Here is an 18,769-nt window from a genome sequence, read left to right as displayed (position 1 = left end):
AGTTATGATGAACACAAACGTAGATCCAAACGAGGATGAGAACCAAAAAAATGAACACCAGTCAGATGTTAGTCCGAATGAAGAGGAAAAAGCAGATGATAATGATGTACAACGTGGCCTGACTGGCGAAATTGATGACGAGGAAGATGTAAGCGGCGATCTGGCCGGTAACGCAGGTGGCAATACCTAAACCTATCAATGGAGAGATCCGTTATTGCTCCCCTCATCATCACGGATAGGGCAGCCGGTTTTTTTAAGGTAGGTTGGAACAAAACTATTGTCTCCTGAATTATAATCCTTGGGAGAGATCCTCATTCCGAACTTGATCCGATTTTTATCGGATGGGAATCTTATAACATACATCAAGATTGCTTCAGGCGCGAGAATGACGATCATGCTATTGTAGCCGACAGTAACCTGTTAAAGCATAAATTTTTTCTTTGTTTGTTTAGGGTATAAATACGTTCGGCATGGAGCAAACTACCCATTTCCAATAAAAGCGGAACTTTTGACGCTTAAAAAAGCTTAATACTGGGTAACCCTTAATTTAATATAAAATGAAAAAGTACTTATTTATCGCTGTAATGGCTACAGCAGTTTTAATGTCATGTAATTCAGGCGCCAAATCAGAAGGTGCAGATTCGACCGGTAATGATACCTCAATGACTAATGGTGGTTCCCAACAGGAAACTATTGGACAGGAGGATAGTACAATGAGAGATTCGACAACAAGAGATAGTACATCATCTGGAGCTGCAATGCCCCAATAGTGAATTGTACATTTCTACAAAGGCGCACCGGGATGGATATAGATTTCATCTGCGTGCGTCTTTTATTATAAAATCTATTTGGCGACTTATTGGCATATCAACGTTATGAAATTTTATTACTATTGCCCTTCCATCATTTTTTTTATGGTGATGTTTACCAGCTGTGAAAAGCAAGGCAGAGATTATAAGTTGGAAAGGAATGATTTTTTATATCCATTGGCCGGTATAATCGAATATCAACAGGTTCTGGATACGGAAATATCAAAGATTCAGGATCAGCCGGCATTTGCATCCTTTCTTGCACAGAGAAGAGAAGATATGGCCAGTTATATTACGGAAATGGAATCTATATGTTCACTTCCCAAAGCCGGACTTACGGCAGAGGCTCAAACAAAACTGTTAAATCTGCAGAACAGCCAAGGTGCTGGTTTTAATAAATTGCTTTTGCGGTTGGTTATGGAGGCTGATGAAGATTTGATTGGCCTGCATGTTAAGGCTTCGGGATCAGCCGGATTAAAGGATACTGAGTTACGCCAGTGGACAGCAGAAAAGATACCTATGCTTACAAAGCGACTTGACGCCAGCCAAACTTTGTGGCATACCAAATAATTATTGATTTTAACCAGTTGTATAATCCAACCTATTCCTTATTAACTGCCTCATTCCTCACTCGGAACCAGGGATTGTTACAGAAGCTGATCGGCTTTGTTAAGCCAGATGTGGATGCTGTATCGCACACCTGGCCTACAGAAATTTTATCTTTTTTTCCGTGTCAGATAACTTAATAACACGAGACTGATTACACCTGTCACCAGAATCTTTTTAGTCAATTCTGCACGGTTGTATTTCATTTCCGATTTCCATCCGCGTTCGGCAGGTATATTAGGGATAATGCCGCTTCTGAAGTCTTCTATAATTCCTTCCCAGGCGTTTATACGGTCGGCAAGAATTAATGGTATCCAGTGCCTGTAACGATCTTCGCTATGTTTGAAGGCATAACGGCGTATCATACCACTTAGGCCTGACGGAGGCGATGCATTGCCAAATACGGCACTTACTTCAGGTCGTTCTGTAGATTTCAGGATCTCTACATCAACTGGCTGCTTAGGAGGTTTTTCATAGTCCGAACGTTTGTGGTCATCACCGGTGTAATTTTTCATCGGATAGGTGGGCTCATTCCGCTCGTCGATATCCAGGCCCCAGCCGGGAATATTTTTATAATCAAAGTTTTTGGTTTCCATGTTTTAAGATTTAGTGGATGGGATAAGTACCACCTTGATACATTCATCAAGCTTAGCTGAGAATATGTGGTAGGCATCTGATATTTCTTCCAATGGGACTTTATGTGTAATAAGTCCTTTAGGATCAAGCCTTCCGGCCTGTACATGTTCAATTAGTTTTGGTAGTAATCGTTTTACCGATGCCTGGTTGGCCCGCAAGGTAATCCCTTTATTCAGTACATTGCCAATGGGTACGTAATTGAACGGCGGCCCATAAACACCCACTACCGAAACAATTCCGCCTTTTTTTACTGAGTTGATGGCCCACTGAAGAGCAGTTGCCGCACCGGCCTGCATCAGTGTTATTTTACCGGTAAAAGTTTGGAGGGCATTTCCTTCCGCTTCACAGCCTACGCAGTCTATGCAAACATCAGCACCATACCAGTCGGTGATTTTTTTCAGAAATACCACCGGATCTTCCATTGATTTAAAGTTGTAGGCTTCACATTTTGCATAATTTCTGGCAAATTCCAATCGATAGTCGATGTGATCGATTACAATTACCCGGGCTGCACCAAAAAACCAAGCACATCTCGCCGCCATAATGCCGATTGGTCCGGCGCCAAAAACAACTACTGTATCTCCTTCTTTAATTCCACCCATCTCTGCAGCCTGGTATCCGGTAGGTACAACATCGGTTAGCAAAACGGCATCGTCAGGGTCCATATCGGGTGGAATTACGGTAGGACCTACATTGGCATATGGAACACGCACATACTCTGCCTGTCCGCCGTTAAAGCCACCGGCCGTGTGTGAGTATCCGAAAATACCTCCAACTGCAGTAGCCATAGCGTTAGATTCATGACAGTTTCCATAAAGACCTTGTTTGCAGAAGTTACACCTGCCGCAGGCGATATTAAATGGCACTAATACCTGATCGCCAATTTTTACATTAGTTACCAATGGTCCAATCTCTTCTATTACTCCAATAAATTCATGTCCAAAGGTTGAGCCAACCCTGGTATCAGGTACCATCCCGTGATACAGGTGTAGGTCGGATCCGCAGATACAGGTACGGGTTACCCTTACAATCGCATCTTCCGGATGCAAGATTTCTGGCATTGGGCGCTGTTCAGTTCTGACCCTGTATGGGCCCCGATAGTTCATTGCTAGCATATTTTCAGGTTTTGTTTAATGAAATGGTAAGTTTATCTAAGCTTCCAGGCGTAGGTATAAGCCGGAATTTATTTTTTAGTCCCGCCATTTTTTGGCTCACGGCCAATATCAGGTGATGTGCCGATTTTCTTGTTTTTTGCAGGTATTCGGGCTGCATTTTCTTTAAGCCTGTTGAGCTGATCCTGGTTGCCTGCACCGGCAACTATATCTTCTGCAGGTTTTTTTACAGGCGTTTTACCGGCATTTATGATTTCCGGGCCGCTATCGTTATGTTTTGTTTTCATGTACTTATGTTGACTGTTTTAAGACGGGATTTACGCTAAAATCTTAGCGGCGTTATGTAATGACAATGCGAAATGTTGAGATGATTTCCCGTTCCCATCATACTTGTTTTGCCTTCTACTGTTTATAAAACCTAAGCGCTTTTATAAAAGTTTAGGTGTTAATTACGTGTTTTCCCTGTGGTAAATACCTGAACGGATAATTTGATGTTTGGGTAAACAGTAGTTTATCAAAGGTATATTGCATCAACCCTGATCGTGAGTACGCCCTCTTTGAGATTTAGAAACTTTAGCCCGGTTAACCTGGCTTATTTACTAAACATTAATCGGTATGAAAAATTTTAAAAAAAACTTATGTATAAATCCGGCTATATGGCTGTTACTGGTATGTCTGCTGGCCTGTAACAGGGCTGATAAAAAATCCAGCCTCGAAAAAGATAGCGTGGCAGGCGATATGGCTGTACCTAACCGGATTGGCGGTGCTGAAACGTATGAAACCAAGCTTGATGAAGCGGCGGCTGATCACCTAAAGCATATCACACAATTGCTGCTTATGGCATACCATCTTCTGGCACCGCACAAAGATAAAAGCAGAGCCGAAACGTCACCTGCGCTGCAACAGCTCTTGAAAATTAATCGCATCAGTTTTAAGCGAATCGAAGCTTACGCAGCAGCGAAGCGGGTAATACTTCCATCAGTACTGCTTGATGAGCAGCAGATCAGCTTGGACTCTTTGAAATCTTTATCAACCGCTAATGGTTTGAAGAGGCGTTTAAATCTTTTGAAAATTAATGGTACAACGCTTTTAAAAAGACTGCAGATGGCTGCAGATAACCGGAAGCAGGATTTTAAAACCCTGATGAACGAAGAGTTTACTGATCAGCAGGAGAAAAACCGTATGATAAACTCACTTTAAATATGAACCTTGGTTATTTTTTTCATGTCGCTTATGTTATTTCCACTGATAAAAATACCCGATTAACATCTGTTGATACCTAAATACCGGTAATGGCAAAACCGTTGATCCTTTTTGCTTGTTGCCACCCAAAATAGGATTGTTATGCAAGAAAAATATGCTCCCGTTCCCGGACGTTCTTTCCCGCTTGGTGCGGAATGGGATGGAAAGGGGACTAATTTTGCGCTTTTCGCAGAAAATGCCGAAAGAGTAGAACTTTGTTTATATGCTAATGCTGTGGAGGAAGAGGCCCGTATCGAAATTGTTGAACGTGACCACCATATTTTTCATTGTTATATCAAGGGAATACACCCAGGACAGCTGTACGGCTACCGGGTATATGGCCCTTATGAACCCGAGAACGGTAAGCGTTTTAATCCGAACAAATTACTGCTAGACCCTTATGCAAAAGCTATATCCGGAGAAATGGTATGGGATGATGCGGTATTTGGATACCAGATAGGTGGAGCCGATGGTGATCTAAGTTTTTCCATGGCAGACAGTGGCCCCTTTGTGCCAAAATCGCTTGTAGCAGATTTAAATTACGATTGGGAAGGCGACACCTCACCGAAAATTCCCTATGGTCAATCGGTTATTTACGAATTGCACGTCAAGGGATTTAGCAAACTCAATCCTCACATACCCGAAAACCTGAGGGGAACCTATGCAGGTCTGTCACATCCTGCAAGTATTGAGTACCTTAAGTCTCTCGGAATTACCGCTATAGAGCTAATGCCCGTACATCATTTTATTTCCGATGGCTACCTGCAGGAAAAAGGCCTGAGTAATTATTGGGGGTATAATACCCTTGGTTTTTTCGCACCTGAAGGAAAATATTCATCCTCTGGCACAAATGGTGAACAGATTGTCGAATTCAGGGATATGGTTAAAAACATGCACCGCAATGGAATAGAAGTCATTCTGGATGTGGTGTACAATCACACGGCAGAGGGTAACGAACAAGGTCCAACAGTCTGCTTCAGGGGAATAGATAATGAAACCTATTACCGCTTGGAAGAAACTCAAAAACGTTACTATACTGATTATACCGGAACCGGAAATACATTAGATACACGCCTGCCTGCCGTGCTCAGGCTGATTATGGACAGTTTACGTTTCTGGGTGGAAGAAATGCATGTAGACGGCTTCCGTTTTGATCTGGCTTCGGCACTGGCAAGGGGATCGGATGAGGTAGAAACATTAGGTACTTTCTTAAATATTATTCATCAGGACCCGGTAATATCGCAGGTAAAACTCATCGCCGAGCCCTGGGATATTAACGAAGATGGTTACCAGGTTGGTCAATTTCCGGCGGGCTGGGCAGAGTGGAATGGCAAATACAGGGATAGCGTGCGCAGATTCTGGAAAGGAGATAAGCGAATGTTGGGCTGTTTTGCGCAGCGTTTTCTAGGTAGTCCTGACCTTTATATGCAGAGTTTCCGGCGCCCTTCGGCCAGCATCAATTTTATTACGGCCCACGATGGTTTTACGCTTCACGATCTGGTAAGTTATAACGAGAAGCATAACGAAGCCAATGGGGAGGATAACAATGATGGCGAATCTAATAACGATTCCTGGAACTGTGGGGAAGAGGGGGAAACCAATAGTGTAACCATTAACTTGCTGCGCAAAAAACAGAAAATGAATTTTATGGCTACACTGCTATTGTCTCAGGGTGTACCAATGATTGCCGCGGGCGATGAAATTTCGAAAACCCAAAAGGGTAACAACAATGCTTATTGCCAGGATAACGAAATTTCCTGGCTCAACTGGACCGAGGCTGATACCGAAATGCTGGAATTTACAAAAAAGCTGATCTTGCTCCGCCAGAACCATCCCAGCCTTTCGAGAAGGGAGTGGATTATGGATAAGCAGTTTGGGGCAGATGGCCTTCCACATATCGCATGGCTTTCAGCTACCGGCGAGTTAATGGACGATCAGAAATGGGAGTTAGATGACGAAAATACCTTAAGGGTTTTTCTACATGGTGAAGGCATTAGCGGAATGGATAAAAATGGTACGGATATCATTGACAGCCATTTTCTATTAATTTTTAATGGGGGTGAATGCGAGATCTGCTTTAAACTTCCGGGCATCAGGTTTTCTCAGAAATGGAAAGTTGAGGTTTCTACTGCAGTAAAAGGAGTTGGAAAAGAAAAATTCTTAGCTGGTGAAGCGCTATGCGTAGAAGAAAAAAGCATTATCGTATTGAGGGCAATATTTTAAGCAATGTTTAAGATACAATGCCTGCGGACTAGTTGTAACGCCATGTCAATCACCAACGTTTACACATTGGGACTGTGTCTCATCAGGCTGTTAAACTGTGTAAAATGTACCTGGATAACCGATGGATCTGTAACCATTATCAGAAAATAGAAGGAGTTTATTGGAACGGTAAGGGTATAATAACTGATTGAATAATATAGCTTATAACACATTTGCCTGAACAGCTGTACGTTATGTCATCCCTGTTTGCGACAAAACAATCTCAACTCAATTTTGTTTTAATTGAATAACGTTAATATAATTTGTGCAGATCTATATCAATATTTTGAATAAAATATTGTTGAATTTATGGCCGATAAAAAAGAATACAAAGAAGCCGGGCAAAGCGCTTGGAAAGAGCGCCAGGCATTTTTGCTGCGGTTTAGTGATACCTTAAGGACCTATAATAATCAGCACGATATTGGCAAGGCCGCGGTTGAAATGCTGGCTAAAGAACTAGTGCTTGACCGATGTTATTGCTCAATGATTTCGCTTAGCAAAGACCAGGCAAATATTTTATATCAAAGCGGCAATTCTTTAATTCCGCCTATTCCTTGTACACTTTCGCCGGCGAACTTTCCGGAACCGCTAATGCAATCGATTGATGGTCCGTTCCTCGTTAACGATACGGTTGCAGACGAGCGGTTAACTGCTGTTGATCGGGAATGTTTCGCGGCAATTTCATTTCGCGCGGTAGCAGCCTGTACAATACGCCGTGGTAAAAAAGATCCTGTATGGTCGCTGGTTGCCACCCAGTCGGTACCCAGAAACTGGACGGCAGTTGACATCATGTTGCTTGAAGAAGCGGCCGAACGACTGTATGGTGCCATTGAAAATGCCCGGGCTTTAACGGCTTTAGCTGAAAGTGAAAAAAAGTACCGTACGCTCTTTAATTCTATTGATGAATGTTTTTGTATCATTCAAATGATATTCGACGAAAACAGGAAGCCTGTCGACTATCTCGTTCTGGAAGCCAATCGCGCATTGTATGAGTTGACAGGACTTACAGATGTAATCGGAAAACGGATGCGCGAACTGGCACCTGCGCACGAACAGTTTTGGTACGATAAATACGGTGAAATTGCCCTAACAGGTGAGCCGGCACGTTTCCAGCACGAAGCCGATGCCTTGAACAGGTGGTACGATGTTTATGCGTTTCCTATGGGTAAACCACAAGAGCTGAAGCTTGCCGTCTTATTTAAAGACATCACCGAGCGTAAACATGCAGAAAAGCGGCAGGTTTTTCTCTTGCGTCTTAGTGATGCTTTGCGGCCGTTAGCTGACCCGTTCAGCGTGCAAAACACCGCTATGGAATTGCTGGCTAAATGGTTAGGGGTAATGAATGCCAGTTATTTTGAGATGGAGGGGGATGGGGATTCCTTCCATGTGGCCGGACATTTTAAAGATCAGGCCAAAGACTTACCTGAGCGTATGCGTTTATCAGATTTCTCCGATTCGCTGGTAGCAGCTTATCAATCCGGACGTACCGTTGCCGTTAACGATACGGGTATAACAGGCGAATGGGTCAAATCATCTGAAATCTATGCCAGGATAGGAGTGGCTGCCTGGGCGGCTGTTCCGCTTTTGAAGCATGGAAAGCTGGTGGCCTGGATTGGCGTAAATTCAAATAAACCCAGAGTGTGGAGCGAGGTCGATCTTCAAACCCTGAATGATGTTGCCAAACGCACATGGGATGCGTTGGAGCGGACAAGGGCAGAACAGGCCCTGCGCGATGCGGAACTAAAATATCGGATTCAGCTTGAAAACGACGTAAAAAAGCGTACCAGAGAGTTACAGGAAAGTAGGGACAGCCTGCAGACGATTTTCGATGAAAGGCTCAAAGCTGAAGAAGAACGCAATAAAACCTATTTGTTGCTACAGAAATCGGAAGAAACCGCCTCATTGGGTAGTTGGGAATTTAATCGCTTTACAGGTCAGTTAACCTGGTCTGACGGGATGTACCGGCTGTTTGATCTTAACAATACCACGCCCGTTACACCGATTATTTATTTGAAATACACCGTGGAAAAAAGCCTGGCCAAAGCCGAAAAAGTAATTCAATATATTCAAAACAGTGACGCGGATTTTGAAGAAACGTTGGAAGTCAACATTTCCGGTAAGATCAAAGTGCTGCGCATTAAAGGAACTGTAGTGAGGAACGGCCAGGGCGATATTGAGCGTGTATTGGGTGTTGATCAGGATATTTCGGAGATGCGCGGAGCGGAAGAAAAAATAAAAAAAATGGAGCAAGAGCAGCAATTGCAGATATTTCGGACTTCACTCAGTACTTTGGAAGAAGAACGGCATAGAATATCCGAAAGTTTGCATAACGGAATCGGCCAGCTGCTTTATGGTATAAAGATCAATATGTCCAGCTTTCGCCATGGCATTTCCGAAGAAGAATTTAATCAAAACAAGGCCTATATCAATGAACTGCTAACCCAGGCCATCGTAGAAACAAGACGGGTTTCTCATGAACTGATGCCGACCACACTTGAACAATTCGGACTGAAAAGCGCTATTGATGATATTTGCAGACAACTATCGGGCGAAATTGAATTCAATTGCCATATTTCTGTACAGCATAACAGGCTGGAAAAATACATGGAACTGGCTGTTTACCGCACCACGCAGGAATTAATGACTAACGTAGTTAAACATGCAAAGGCAACTGCATGCGAGGTAATGATCATCATCGGTACTGATCAGGTAAAAATAGTTGTGAGCGATAACGGCAGGGGAATGCCACAAGAATCAGAAAAAGCTGACGGGATAGGCCTGGCATCCATTCGTAGTAAGATTGAATTACTGGATGGCCGCCTCACCATTGCCTCCGAACCTGGTAATGGAACACACATAGAAGTAATTATTCCTCATCAGGGGTTAACCCAAAAACCAGGCAGGTGATGATTAAACTAATGATTGTAGAAGACAATGAGGTTGTTCGCCAAGGGCTTTCACACCTGCTTGCTGCAGAGGCTGGCATTGCCATTGTTGCTGATGCCCAAAGCGGGGCGATTGCGCTGGAGAAGTTGGCTAGCGGTATAGGGGTTGATGTAATGCTCATAGACTGGAATATGCCCGGCCTATCAGGTGTTGAATTAACCAGCCGTGTAAAACTGCTGATGCCTCACATTAAAGTTATTATTTTAACCATGCATAGCAAAGATGAATATAGGATGCAGGCTATTAGTGCCGGAGCCTCTGCCTATGTACTAAAAGATCTTGCAATTGAAGATCTGGCCAAAATTATTCGCGAGGTTTAGGCGAAATACAGCTGATATATATTTACCGCAGTTTTTGAGATTACAGTTTACCTTTACCTCGTCCTAATCTTGTATAGTCCACACCAGGTCATTCGTCTGGTAGCCAAGATCCTTTGCTTTTTTTAAATAATTTGCTTTTACCCCGTCAGGAATTTGTTTTGTTCGGGATAGTATCCAAAGATAGTCCAGGTTATTTCCGGCGATAAGGGCATACTGGTAGTCCTTATCAATTTCAATTACATTATAACCAGCATAGAAAGGGCCAAAAAATGAAACTTTTAACCGGGCTTCGTCGTTACCTTTCACAAATTTGGCTTTTCCGATGCTCTGCTTCCATTTCTTTTTAACCATATCATACCCTTTATTGTCTACCTTGATAGAGCCATCGTCATTTTTTGAATAGGTTGCGGTTACACTCTTCAGGTTTTTTTCAAATTTAAAATCCATTCTGGCAATTTCGTACCAGGTACCCAGGTATTTATCCTGATCAAATGGTTTAACCGCTGTTGCTCCATTTGGAATTGAAACCTTACAACTGGTATAGGCTGCTGCCAGGATGGCCAATGTGGCGAACAAAAGTGTATTTCTATATGTTTTTTTCATGATGGTCATTTTAAATAAGCCCAACAAATACGAAGCGCAAATGTTTTGACATGCGCAAAGCGGAAATGGATTTACTCCGGTTTTACTGCATTTTTTGAGCGCCTGCATTTTTGACTGCAATAGATTACCTCATCCCAGTTTTTTGCCCATTTGGCGCGCCACATGAACGGGCGGTTGCAAACCGGACAGTTTTTTTCGGGAAGATGCTGTTTTTTTACACCTTTCATACAGGTTAAGAGACAATTTTTTTGATCATGCCATTAAAAATAAAATAATGGAAGGGTAGCACGGCAAACCAATACAATCGACCGGCTAACCCAAGTGGCCTGAAAGTAGCTGTTTGATAAACATAATCATCCACTATTTTAAATTCCAGCCAGGCTTCACCCGGTAATTTCATTTCAGCATATAACAATAAGCGGCTTTCCTCGGTATTGGAATAAATTACCCTCCAGAAATCCAGCCGTTCACCTGTACTGATGGCTGTTGGATTTTTTCTTCCACGGTTGAGTCCCACGCCACCAAATAATTTATCCAGGAAACCCCGGAAGTTCCAGAGCCAATTTGCATAGTACCATCCCGATCGTCCGCCAATAGCAAATATTCTTGCTGTAGCTAATTTCCGGTCTTTGGTATGAGCTGATTTTCGATCTACAAACACGCCATTTTTTGGCACTGCGAGCAGCTTTTTGATCATCTCTTTCGAATAAGTTTTTCCCATCGCATCGTACCAGCTTGAGAGCACCATATTTTGCTCGATCTTCTGGAAGGCCAGTTCAATAGCTTGCTTGTATGGGATCAATTTGATGTCGAGTTCATCTGCTAAATGATTGGGATCGGCCACTACATCTATATGCATGCTGTCTACAAGGTTCCGGGCAAGACTATAAGAGGTTGATGTGACGAAATACAACCAGTAAGACGAGAGTCTGGGTGTCATAACCGGTACGATGAAGATGCGTCTTTGCAGTTTCCTAACGGCTGCAAACTGTAACAGCATCTCTTTGTAGCTTAATATATCGGGGCCATAAATATCATAATGTTTACCAAAGGTGAATTCTTTTAGCAGCACTTTGAAAAGGAATTCTATTACATTGCGGATGGCAATTGGCTGGCATTTGGTATGTAACCACTTAGGTGCAACCATAACTGGCAACTTTTCTACTAAATCTCGTATAATTTCAAATGATGCACTACCAGAACCCACAATTATTCCGGCCCTCAATGTAGTGAGGGGAACTTTGCTTTCGCCCAGCAATTGTTCCACTTTTTTGCGTGAGGCCAGGTGTTTTGAAAGTTCAGTGCTGTTTACAATCCCGCTCAGGAAAATAATTTGCTTTGCCGAAGTTTCGCTAATCGCTTTTGAAAAGTTTCGGGCAGACTTTGCCTCACTATCGCTAAAGTCTTTGTTTCCGCTCATTGAATGGACGAGGTAGTAAGCTGCATCGATATCTGTTGGAAGTGATCGCAAACTTTCAGGTTTCATGAGGTCAGCTTCGATAACGGTGATCTTAGCATGACGGCTAAATTTGTTCTGGTCGAAGCGTGCTGCATTTCTAACCAGGCAAAAAACAGTATGACCCTGTTCTAAAAGAACTGGAAGCAATCGCTGAGCAATATATCCGGTTGCCCCGGTGAGTAGTATTTTCAAACCGTAATTTTAATGTGAAGAACATTTAACTGCATGTTATGTTTGCCAGATAGGAAGATAACTTAAAAAGGGCTTGATACAAAATTAAGAACTCATGAATATATTTCTGAGAAATATGAATCGACATCGGTTAAAAGCATAAATTGTTTATTGTCAATTGCTTATCGTGTTGGCCATTTCAACCGACCCCGAACATGCATTAAGCATAATTAGCTGGAATTTTTTGTCGGTCGTACAAATAGTACATGGCCTCTTTCACAGCGTGTACCGGCTTTTTAGGGTTGAAACCTAATTCTGTCCGGGCTTTGGAAATATCAAAATCTTGCTGAAGTCCGGAAAACATGGCAATGTCTTTAGTGGTAAGCAAAGGTGTTTTTCCGGTTAGCTTACTTCCAATTTCCATCAGCCATGAAATGATAAAAAGTATGGGTTTTGGAACAGCTGCCGGTAATTTGATTTTCAGTTCCGGGAAAAGTTCCTGGGCAATTTTGGTAGTTTCCTTTATCGACATGCATTTTTCGTTTGCCAGAATATACCGTTCGCCATTCCTGCCTTTTGTAGCGGCAAGGTAGCAGCCTTCGGCTACATCTTTTACATCAACCCAATTCAGGGTAATATTGGTTTCAACTGGAATTTCTTTTTTCAGGATGAGGCTGATGATGTTGTAGGAAACATTTAGTGGCTCAAGTGCTTCGTTGCCTATCATTGCAGAAGGTAACACAGCAACTAATTCGATATGATGTTTTTTAGCCAGCTCAAAAGCCAGCTTTTCGCCGTCATTTTTTGAGTTGTAGTACATATCCCTGCGGTCTGGATTGTAACCATTGCTTTCTTTTGCCGGAAGTGTGGCATAATCCAACGCCGCAATCGAACTTACATACACAATCCGCTTTACACCTGCTTCGGCGGCTGCTTCAACCATATTTTTTGTCCCAAAAAGGTTTACATCGTAGATATCTTTTTTCGGGTTTTTAGCCCATAGCTTAAACATTGCGCCTACCGCATAAAATGTTTCCACATCCTGCAATGCATTGATCAATGACTGTTTGTTGGTAATGTCGGCCTGCACTACTTCGCATGTTAATCCTTTAAATGCTTCTTTATTTTCGATATTGCGGACTGAAGCCCGTACGGGAATGCCCTTTTCAATCAGTAATCTGACCAGGTTATTGCCCAGGTGACCGTTTGCGCCGGTAACCAATGCTAAATTCTTTTTTGCCATCTTTTAGTATTTGAAATGATAGCACAAAATTCGGCATGGTTTTTTCAAATCCGGTTCGCAAATGTTACCTAATGAATTTTTTTCGAATCCTGCTCAGGCTTTTGGGGTTCATTCCAAGAAAGGAGGCAATATACTGCAAAGGGACATTCTGTAGAATATGCGGATAGTCTTGCATCAATTTCTGATAGCGTTCTTCGGCACTTAGGGTTGCCAGTTCTTTTGAGCGGTTGTTGTTATAAGCAAGTGATTTTTGAAAAACCGATATGCTGAAATCCTTGAACAACATGCTTTGTTGCGTTAGTGTATTCAGGTTCCTTTTCGTAATCCTCAACAATTCGCAGTCCGTAATGCATTCAAGGTTTTCGTTTGATTTAGTCTCATCGATAAAGTGGAAGTAAGACGTAATAAAACCTGGTGGGCAGTTGATATGGGTGGTAACTTCTTCCCCGCGTTCATCATAGTGGAAAAGTCGTAGAAAGCCAGATACCACAAAGTATAGGTAAGCTGGAACTTTTCCCTCTTTTTCAAGGATATGGCCTTTTGTGAAAAGTACAGGTTCAAAATATCGCCTGCATAAGGCCGTATCTTCTGATGTTATATCTGCAGATAGAAGTTTAAATAATTTCTCGTACATGTTACAAAGTTAGAAAATCATTTTCCCGCCGTCATCTGGTTGCACTGGTCGTTCGGCTTTTTGAATTTCCATGTTTTTCTTCTGGTCAATCAGCCACTTTCTGCAGGGAAATCGCTTTTAACTTTTCTCTGTTAGTTCTAGCTCTTTCTGCGCATGCCTAAGCGTTTATGTTTGCCACGGAAGCACGAAAAACACGGAAAAATTTTAATCTACTCCGTGATTTCTGCGTTTCCGTTGCTAATTAATTTTTGAACGTGTTTTAAAAGCAATATCCCTGCACTTTCTGCTGTAGATTAGCATTTAATGATTAAAATTAGGATCTTGTAATAATAATTCGGTCCGAAATCTCCTGTATGTTAATTTTGTTGAATATTCTGAACATATTTTTTAGGCTTCTTGCCGATGTGCTTTTCAAATACCCTGGTAAAGTGACCAAGGTTTTCAAAACCCATTGCATACCCGGCTTCAGAAACCGAAAGTTTCTCTTCGCGCAAAAGACGTGCGGCTTCTTTCATCCGGAGGTGTTGGTAATAATCATAAATACCCATCCCGAATACCTGCTTAAATATTCTGCGGAGTTTAAATTCGTTCATGCCGGCAGTCTGTTTTAATTCAGCTATCGTATTAAAGCTGGTCAAAGAAGATACAATTTTGTCCCTTACATGGTAAACCGCCTTTATTTCTTTTGCATTTAATTTCAGATTTTCAGCGCTTTCCCGTTTCTTTAAACTTTCAAACAGGTAAAATAGCAACTCCATTGCCTTCATTTTATAATAAAAGCTTTTCAGGTTGGCGGGTTCCTCTTTTTTTGATATAGCATTAACTGTTCGTAAAATATCATCTGTCATCAGTTCTTCTATCCAAAAACTGTTAGCACGATCAAACAAATAGTCAAAGTAATCAGCCTCTTCCTTTAAAAAATCCTTCAAAAATTGGGCACTGATGCTAATGGAAACATGAGATACCTGGGTGTTCTTTTTAAATTGTAACGTTTGGCTGATCGTATACGGAAAGATGCGTACGTAAGGAGGCTCCGTGGTGTTATTTTTTTTACGATTCTCCGTTTCGTTGTTCCCATGGTTTTCAAGGATATTATGAAATATAATTCCGATACCTTCAACCAGATCAGACTGGCCGGTTACACGGGTAAAATCTTCTTTCACAACAAATGATCCGAAGTGCATTGCCATGTCAGGCAGAAAAGTTATTCCTTTGAATGAGGTGACCTCAAAATTCTGCAGTACATTTTCCACGACCAATCCGAGCTTGTTGGCGAACTGCTGCATATCGCTGTCAACATATTCATTTTTTTTATCGCTCATATTTTTCGACTAAAAATGATAGTTTATCGATTATTTTACTCGTAAAGATACGATTAGTTTTGTGGTGAATAAAAAGCTACATAAAAATTAATTTTAAAAAAGAGATGAAAAAACAGGTGTTGATATCGGGTGCCAGCTTTGCGGGCTTAACGCTGGCCTATTGGCTAAATAAATTTGATTACGAAGTTACGGTAGTGGAATTAGGGAAAGATCTGAGAACAGGCGGTTCACCAATAGATGTACGTGGTGCCGCTTTGGATATCGCCCGGGAAATGGGTATTTACGAGCAGATCATAGCCAATGAATTTGTTCATACGGACGAAATCGTTGACGCCGAAGGAAAAACATTGGTACACTTTGCCATTAATACCTTGCCAGAATACCTGGGCGATATCGAGATTCACCGTGGTGATCTGGTTGAGATTATTTACAACGTTATTCCTAAAAACGAAGTAAATATCATGTTCAGCAACAGCATAACTGCATTGGTCCAGCAAGATGATCACGTAAAAGTATCCTTTGAAAAGGGTGACGATAAAATTTACGATCTGGTGTTTGGTGCTGACGGTACGCATTCTATGGTGCGAAAACTTGTTTTTGGTCCGGAAGATGACTTTAAAAAGTTTTTGGGTGTGTATTTTGCATTTGCAACAGCTGACCATATCCAGACGGGACGGCCAAAATCCACTGGTATTGTATATCGCGAGCTGGGAAAACAGGCGGTCATCTTCCAGTTTAAAGCGGCTGCAAATGCTATTCTGGTATTCCGGGCACCGCAATTAAATTGGGACTACCGTGACCGCGACCGGCCAAAGCAGATCCTGAAAGATTATTTCGGCGGGAATGAGCACTGGAAACTTCCGGAAATTTTAGATGCCATGCTGGCTGCCGATGACCTTTATTTCGATGAGGCCTGTCAAATCAAAATGCCCACATGGACAAAAGGCCGGGTAGGTCTGGTCGGTGATGCCGCCTATGCCCCAAGTTTTTTTACGGGTATGGGCACCAGTCTCGCTATGCAGGGCGCAAGCATGTTGGCGAAAGAATTACATCACAACCAGGATCATCAAACTGCTTTCGCAAAATATAATAATGGTTTCAAACCTTTTGTAGAAAGCGTTCAGGCAAGGGTTAACGATTCACTCAAAATTCAGCTACCTGAAACCGAAGAGGAATTACAAGCTTCTTTTGCGGCCTGGAAAAATGATCAGTAAACACTTCGTTAAAGCGGTTTTTTACGGTAGAATCAGTGGCTCGTTGTTAATGAAATGCCTGCCAGGTATCAATTGGCAGGCTTTTTTAATTATATCATTTGATGACTTGTTTGACAGTTGGTTAGTCTTTGCAGAATCATCATTATTTCAATGCTGATTATCTGATTAACTGTGATCTTTTGTAATAATAACGCCGGAATCGAAGCTGTAGTGCGCCTGGAAAATTATACCTCAAATCCTGATCTTTTAATGGATTTGGTAGCTATTTTTGGAGAAAGATCAATATTTTCGAACATACAAGTATGGAATTCAATCCGCATAATCACATTATTCAGCTTTGTATGCAGGGCATGCAGAATGAAGAAACAGGTAATTTTGAAGCGGCAGTCCAGCTATTTTTTAAAGCCTGGAGCGAAGCAACAAACGACTTTGAAAGGTTTATTGCCGCCTGGTTCGTTGCCAGGAGGCAGTTAAAAAATGCCGACAAGTTAAAATGGTATGAAATTGCATTGGAACTGGCCTCCAGTGTGGATGATGAAGCAGTCAGGGCCGCCTTTCCGTCGCTGTACCTGAACATCGCCGATTGTTACCAGACACTGGGCGACATTGATCGGGCAAAGCATCATCAGGCCATGGCATTGGCATCAGTTAGTCAGCCCGCTGATGGTGGTCCTTTTTATCACGGCACCAGAGCAGACCTGAAGGTAGGTGATCTGCTGACTGCCGGATATTCATCCAATTACCAATCGGATCTCATTATGAACCATATTTATTTTACGGCTCTGGTAAATGGCGCAGGCCTCGCAGCTGCTTTGGTCAAAGATGACGCCCCTGAACGTGTTTATATTGTTGAACCTATGGGCAGTTTTGAGGATGACCCTAATGTTACTAACAAAAAGTTTCCGGGTAACCCGACCCGTTCTTATCGTACTAAAGAACCACTTAAAATAGTTGGCGAAGTAGGTGAATGGTTAAGGCAAACGCCTGAACAGCTACAGCAATGGCGCGAAAAATTGGCCGCCAACAACGGAGAAATTATAAATTGAGGCGAAGCTGGAGGGCAACCGGAAATCTCGTCTGGCAAGTTTGACTTCGCCGCTTCTCTGGCATGCAAAACAATCTTTCATCCCATGCTGTTAAGGTAAATAACTGACTACTATTAAGTCGTTATTAATGCGATCAGAAAAACTTTATCAGCAACGAGATTCTGAACGTGGCAGTATCAGAAAAACTGAAATATGAACCCAAAATATCTCCTTACCGCTATTGTGATTTTTACGATGCCGAAGTTCATTATGGCACAGACTGCTCAAAAGCCTTACTCTATATTTTCGCCCGTACCGAAAGAAAAACTCCGGGAAATGGAAACAGATCGGCCAGATGTTACCGAATCTGCCATTACGGTGGATGCCGGTCATTTTCAGTATGAAAGCGACCTGTTCGCTCTGGAACGCGAGCGATCGGAATCCTCCTCACAAAAAACGGTAATGATCGATAGGGCTAACCTCAAAATGGGTCTTACCGGCAGCATATCCCTGCAGGTGGGCATTGAAACCTACACATGGCAAAAAGAAAGAAATAATGAAACAGGAGAAGTTGAGAATAGTAAAGGATTCGGCGATATAAATCTCCGGCTTAAACAAAATCTGATCGGGAATGATAAAGGCGATTTTTCAATGGCATTACTGCCCTATGTTACATTGCCGACAGCAGCATTTGGTAACAGCAAACTTGAAGAGGGGCTTATTGTGCCCATGCAGGTTAAATTACCATCAGACTGGAAAGTTGGCACGCAGGTGGAGCTTGATCATTTAAAAGATAATTCTGGCGACCAAAAGCATGTGGAATACCTTCAGTCGCTAACAGTTAGCCACGAGATCGGGAAAACCATTACCGGTATAGCTGAAACTTACTTTACCTACGATTTTAAACAACATCATTATTCAAGTTTTTTTAATGCTGCGGTCCAGGTAGAAATCGCACGTGATGTAAAAATTGATGGCGGTGTTAATTATGGAGTTCAGAAAGACGCGATGAAAAAATACTTTCTTGGCATAGCCGTCCGGATTTAGTAAGCCAAAATAATTAAACAGGAATCTGCGAAAACAGCCACTTCCCGTATCAATTGCAAGCAGGGCAGTTTATCTTTTTCATCTGTCCTAATTGTGCTCCACTGCGATCGTGGATCCA

The 18,769-nt window shown here is 42.2% G+C and carries 19 protein-coding genes; 10 read left to right on the top strand and 9 right to left on the bottom strand.

The window, feature by feature from the left end; translation table 11 throughout:
* The first annotated feature begins 4 nt into the window (after positions 1-4).
* From BM107_RS02925 to BM107_RS02910, 3 genes are all read left to right on the top strand, one after another.
* The gene (locus tag BM107_RS02925; RefSeq protein WP_090980125.1) at positions 5-190 is read left to right on the top strand and encodes a hypothetical protein; all 186 of its coding nucleotides are present in this window, start codon (positions 5-7) and stop codon (positions 188-190) included.
* Positions 191-557: 367 nt separating this feature from the next.
* Positions 558-770, top strand: a complete 213-nt coding sequence (locus tag BM107_RS02915) for a hypothetical protein (RefSeq protein WP_090980121.1) — start codon at positions 558-560, stop codon at positions 768-770.
* Positions 771-875: 105 nt separating this feature from the next.
* Positions 876-1,379, top strand: a complete 504-nt coding sequence (locus BM107_RS02910) for a DUF4142 domain-containing protein (protein ID WP_090980119.1) — start codon at positions 876-878, stop codon at positions 1,377-1,379.
* Between the two features lie 146 nt (positions 1,380-1,525).
* Here BM107_RS02910 and BM107_RS02905 read toward each other — a convergent pair whose 3' ends face one another.
* The 3 genes from BM107_RS02905 to BM107_RS02895 form a co-directional block, all read right to left on the bottom strand.
* Complete coding sequence (locus BM107_RS02905) at positions 1,526-2,011, bottom strand: hypothetical protein (RefSeq protein ID WP_090980117.1); 486 nt, start codon at positions 2,009-2,011, stop codon at positions 1,526-1,528.
* Positions 2,012-2,014: 3 nt separating this feature from the next.
* Positions 2,015-3,112: a zinc-dependent alcohol dehydrogenase gene (locus BM107_RS02900; protein WP_208864320.1), complete on the bottom strand. Its 1,098-nt coding sequence runs from the start codon at positions 3,110-3,112 to the stop codon at positions 2,015-2,017.
* 122 nt (positions 3,113-3,234) lie between these two features.
* Positions 3,235-3,450 carry a hypothetical protein gene (locus tag BM107_RS02895; RefSeq protein WP_090980113.1) on the bottom strand — a complete coding sequence of 72 codons (216 nt, stop codon included), beginning with the start codon at positions 3,448-3,450 and terminating at the stop codon, positions 3,235-3,237.
* A gap of 328 nt (positions 3,451-3,778) precedes the next feature.
* Here BM107_RS02895 and BM107_RS02890 point away from each other — a divergent pair, with 328 nt between their 5' ends.
* The 4 genes from BM107_RS02890 (at position 3,779) to BM107_RS02875 (ending at position 9,933) form a co-directional block, all read left to right on the top strand.
* Positions 3,779-4,363 (top strand): hypothetical protein, encoded by a 585-nt coding sequence (locus BM107_RS02890; RefSeq protein WP_090980111.1) that lies wholly within the window; start codon positions 3,779-3,781, stop codon positions 4,361-4,363.
* Between the two features lie 144 nt (positions 4,364-4,507).
* Positions 4,508-6,628, top strand: a complete 2,121-nt coding sequence (glgX, locus tag BM107_RS02885) for a glycogen debranching protein GlgX (protein WP_090980110.1) — start codon at positions 4,508-4,510, stop codon at positions 6,626-6,628.
* Positions 6,629-6,976: 348 nt separating this feature from the next.
* The gene (locus BM107_RS02880) at positions 6,977-9,574 is read left to right on the top strand and encodes a GAF domain-containing sensor histidine kinase (protein WP_090980108.1); all 2,598 of its coding nucleotides are present in this window, start codon (positions 6,977-6,979) and stop codon (positions 9,572-9,574) included.
* On the top strand, positions 9,574-9,933 hold the full coding sequence (locus BM107_RS02875) for a response regulator (RefSeq protein ID WP_090980106.1): 360 nt from the start codon (positions 9,574-9,576) through the stop codon (positions 9,931-9,933). Before BM107_RS02880 ends, BM107_RS02875 begins: the two co-directional genes overlap by 1 nt.
* 63 nt (positions 9,934-9,996) lie before the next feature.
* Here the strand turns inward: BM107_RS02875 and BM107_RS02870 are convergent, their stop codons facing one another.
* From BM107_RS02870 to BM107_RS02845, 6 genes are all read right to left on the bottom strand, one after another.
* Positions 9,997-10,536: a lipocalin family protein gene (locus BM107_RS02870; protein WP_090980692.1), complete on the bottom strand. Its 540-nt coding sequence runs from the start codon at positions 10,534-10,536 to the stop codon at positions 9,997-9,999.
* Positions 10,537-10,607: 71 nt separating this feature from the next.
* Positions 10,608-10,763 (bottom strand): DUF2256 domain-containing protein, encoded by a 156-nt coding sequence (locus BM107_RS25165; protein ID WP_090980104.1) that lies wholly within the window; start codon positions 10,761-10,763, stop codon positions 10,608-10,610.
* 5 nt (positions 10,764-10,768) lie between these two features.
* Positions 10,769-12,187, bottom strand: a complete 1,419-nt coding sequence (locus BM107_RS02860; RefSeq protein WP_090980101.1) for an SDR family oxidoreductase — start codon at positions 12,185-12,187, stop codon at positions 10,769-10,771.
* 199 nt (positions 12,188-12,386) lie between these two features.
* Positions 12,387-13,409: an NAD-dependent epimerase/dehydratase family protein gene (locus BM107_RS02855; protein WP_090980099.1), complete on the bottom strand. Its 1,023-nt coding sequence runs from the start codon at positions 13,407-13,409 to the stop codon at positions 12,387-12,389.
* Positions 13,410-13,473: 64 nt separating this feature from the next.
* Complete coding sequence (locus tag BM107_RS02850) at positions 13,474-14,043, bottom strand: Crp/Fnr family transcriptional regulator (RefSeq protein WP_090980097.1); 570 nt, start codon at positions 14,041-14,043, stop codon at positions 13,474-13,476.
* Positions 14,044-14,399: 356 nt separating this feature from the next.
* The gene (locus tag BM107_RS02845) at positions 14,400-15,365 is read right to left on the bottom strand and encodes a helix-turn-helix domain-containing protein (protein WP_244278714.1); all 966 of its coding nucleotides are present in this window, start codon (positions 15,363-15,365) and stop codon (positions 14,400-14,402) included.
* Positions 15,366-15,469: 104 nt separating this feature from the next.
* Between BM107_RS02845 and BM107_RS02840 the strand changes: the two genes are divergently transcribed.
* From BM107_RS02840 to BM107_RS02830, 3 genes are all read left to right on the top strand, one after another.
* Positions 15,470-16,579, top strand: coding sequence for an FAD-dependent monooxygenase (locus BM107_RS02840; RefSeq protein WP_090980096.1), 1,110 nt, complete (start codon positions 15,470-15,472; stop codon positions 16,577-16,579).
* A 632-nt stretch (positions 16,580-17,211) separates the two neighbouring features.
* Positions 17,212-17,625, top strand: coding sequence for an NAD(+)--rifampin ADP-ribosyltransferase (gene arr, locus BM107_RS25305; protein ID WP_397238358.1), 414 nt, complete (start codon positions 17,212-17,214; stop codon positions 17,623-17,625).
* Between the two features lie 192 nt (positions 17,626-17,817).
* A complete protein-coding gene (locus tag BM107_RS02830; protein ID WP_090980093.1) occupies positions 17,818-18,651 on the top strand; it encodes a transporter in 834 nt (277 codons plus the stop codon).
* The last annotated feature ends 118 nt before the right edge of the window (positions 18,652-18,769 follow it).

It is taken from the genome of Pedobacter suwonensis (assembly GCF_900111825.1).
GTDB classification, from domain to species: Bacteria; Bacteroidota; Bacteroidia; order Sphingobacteriales; family Sphingobacteriaceae; genus Pedobacter; species Pedobacter suwonensis.
The sequence above is the reverse complement of the archived record's forward strand: the minus strand, read 5'-3'. Positions and strand labels throughout refer to the sequence as shown.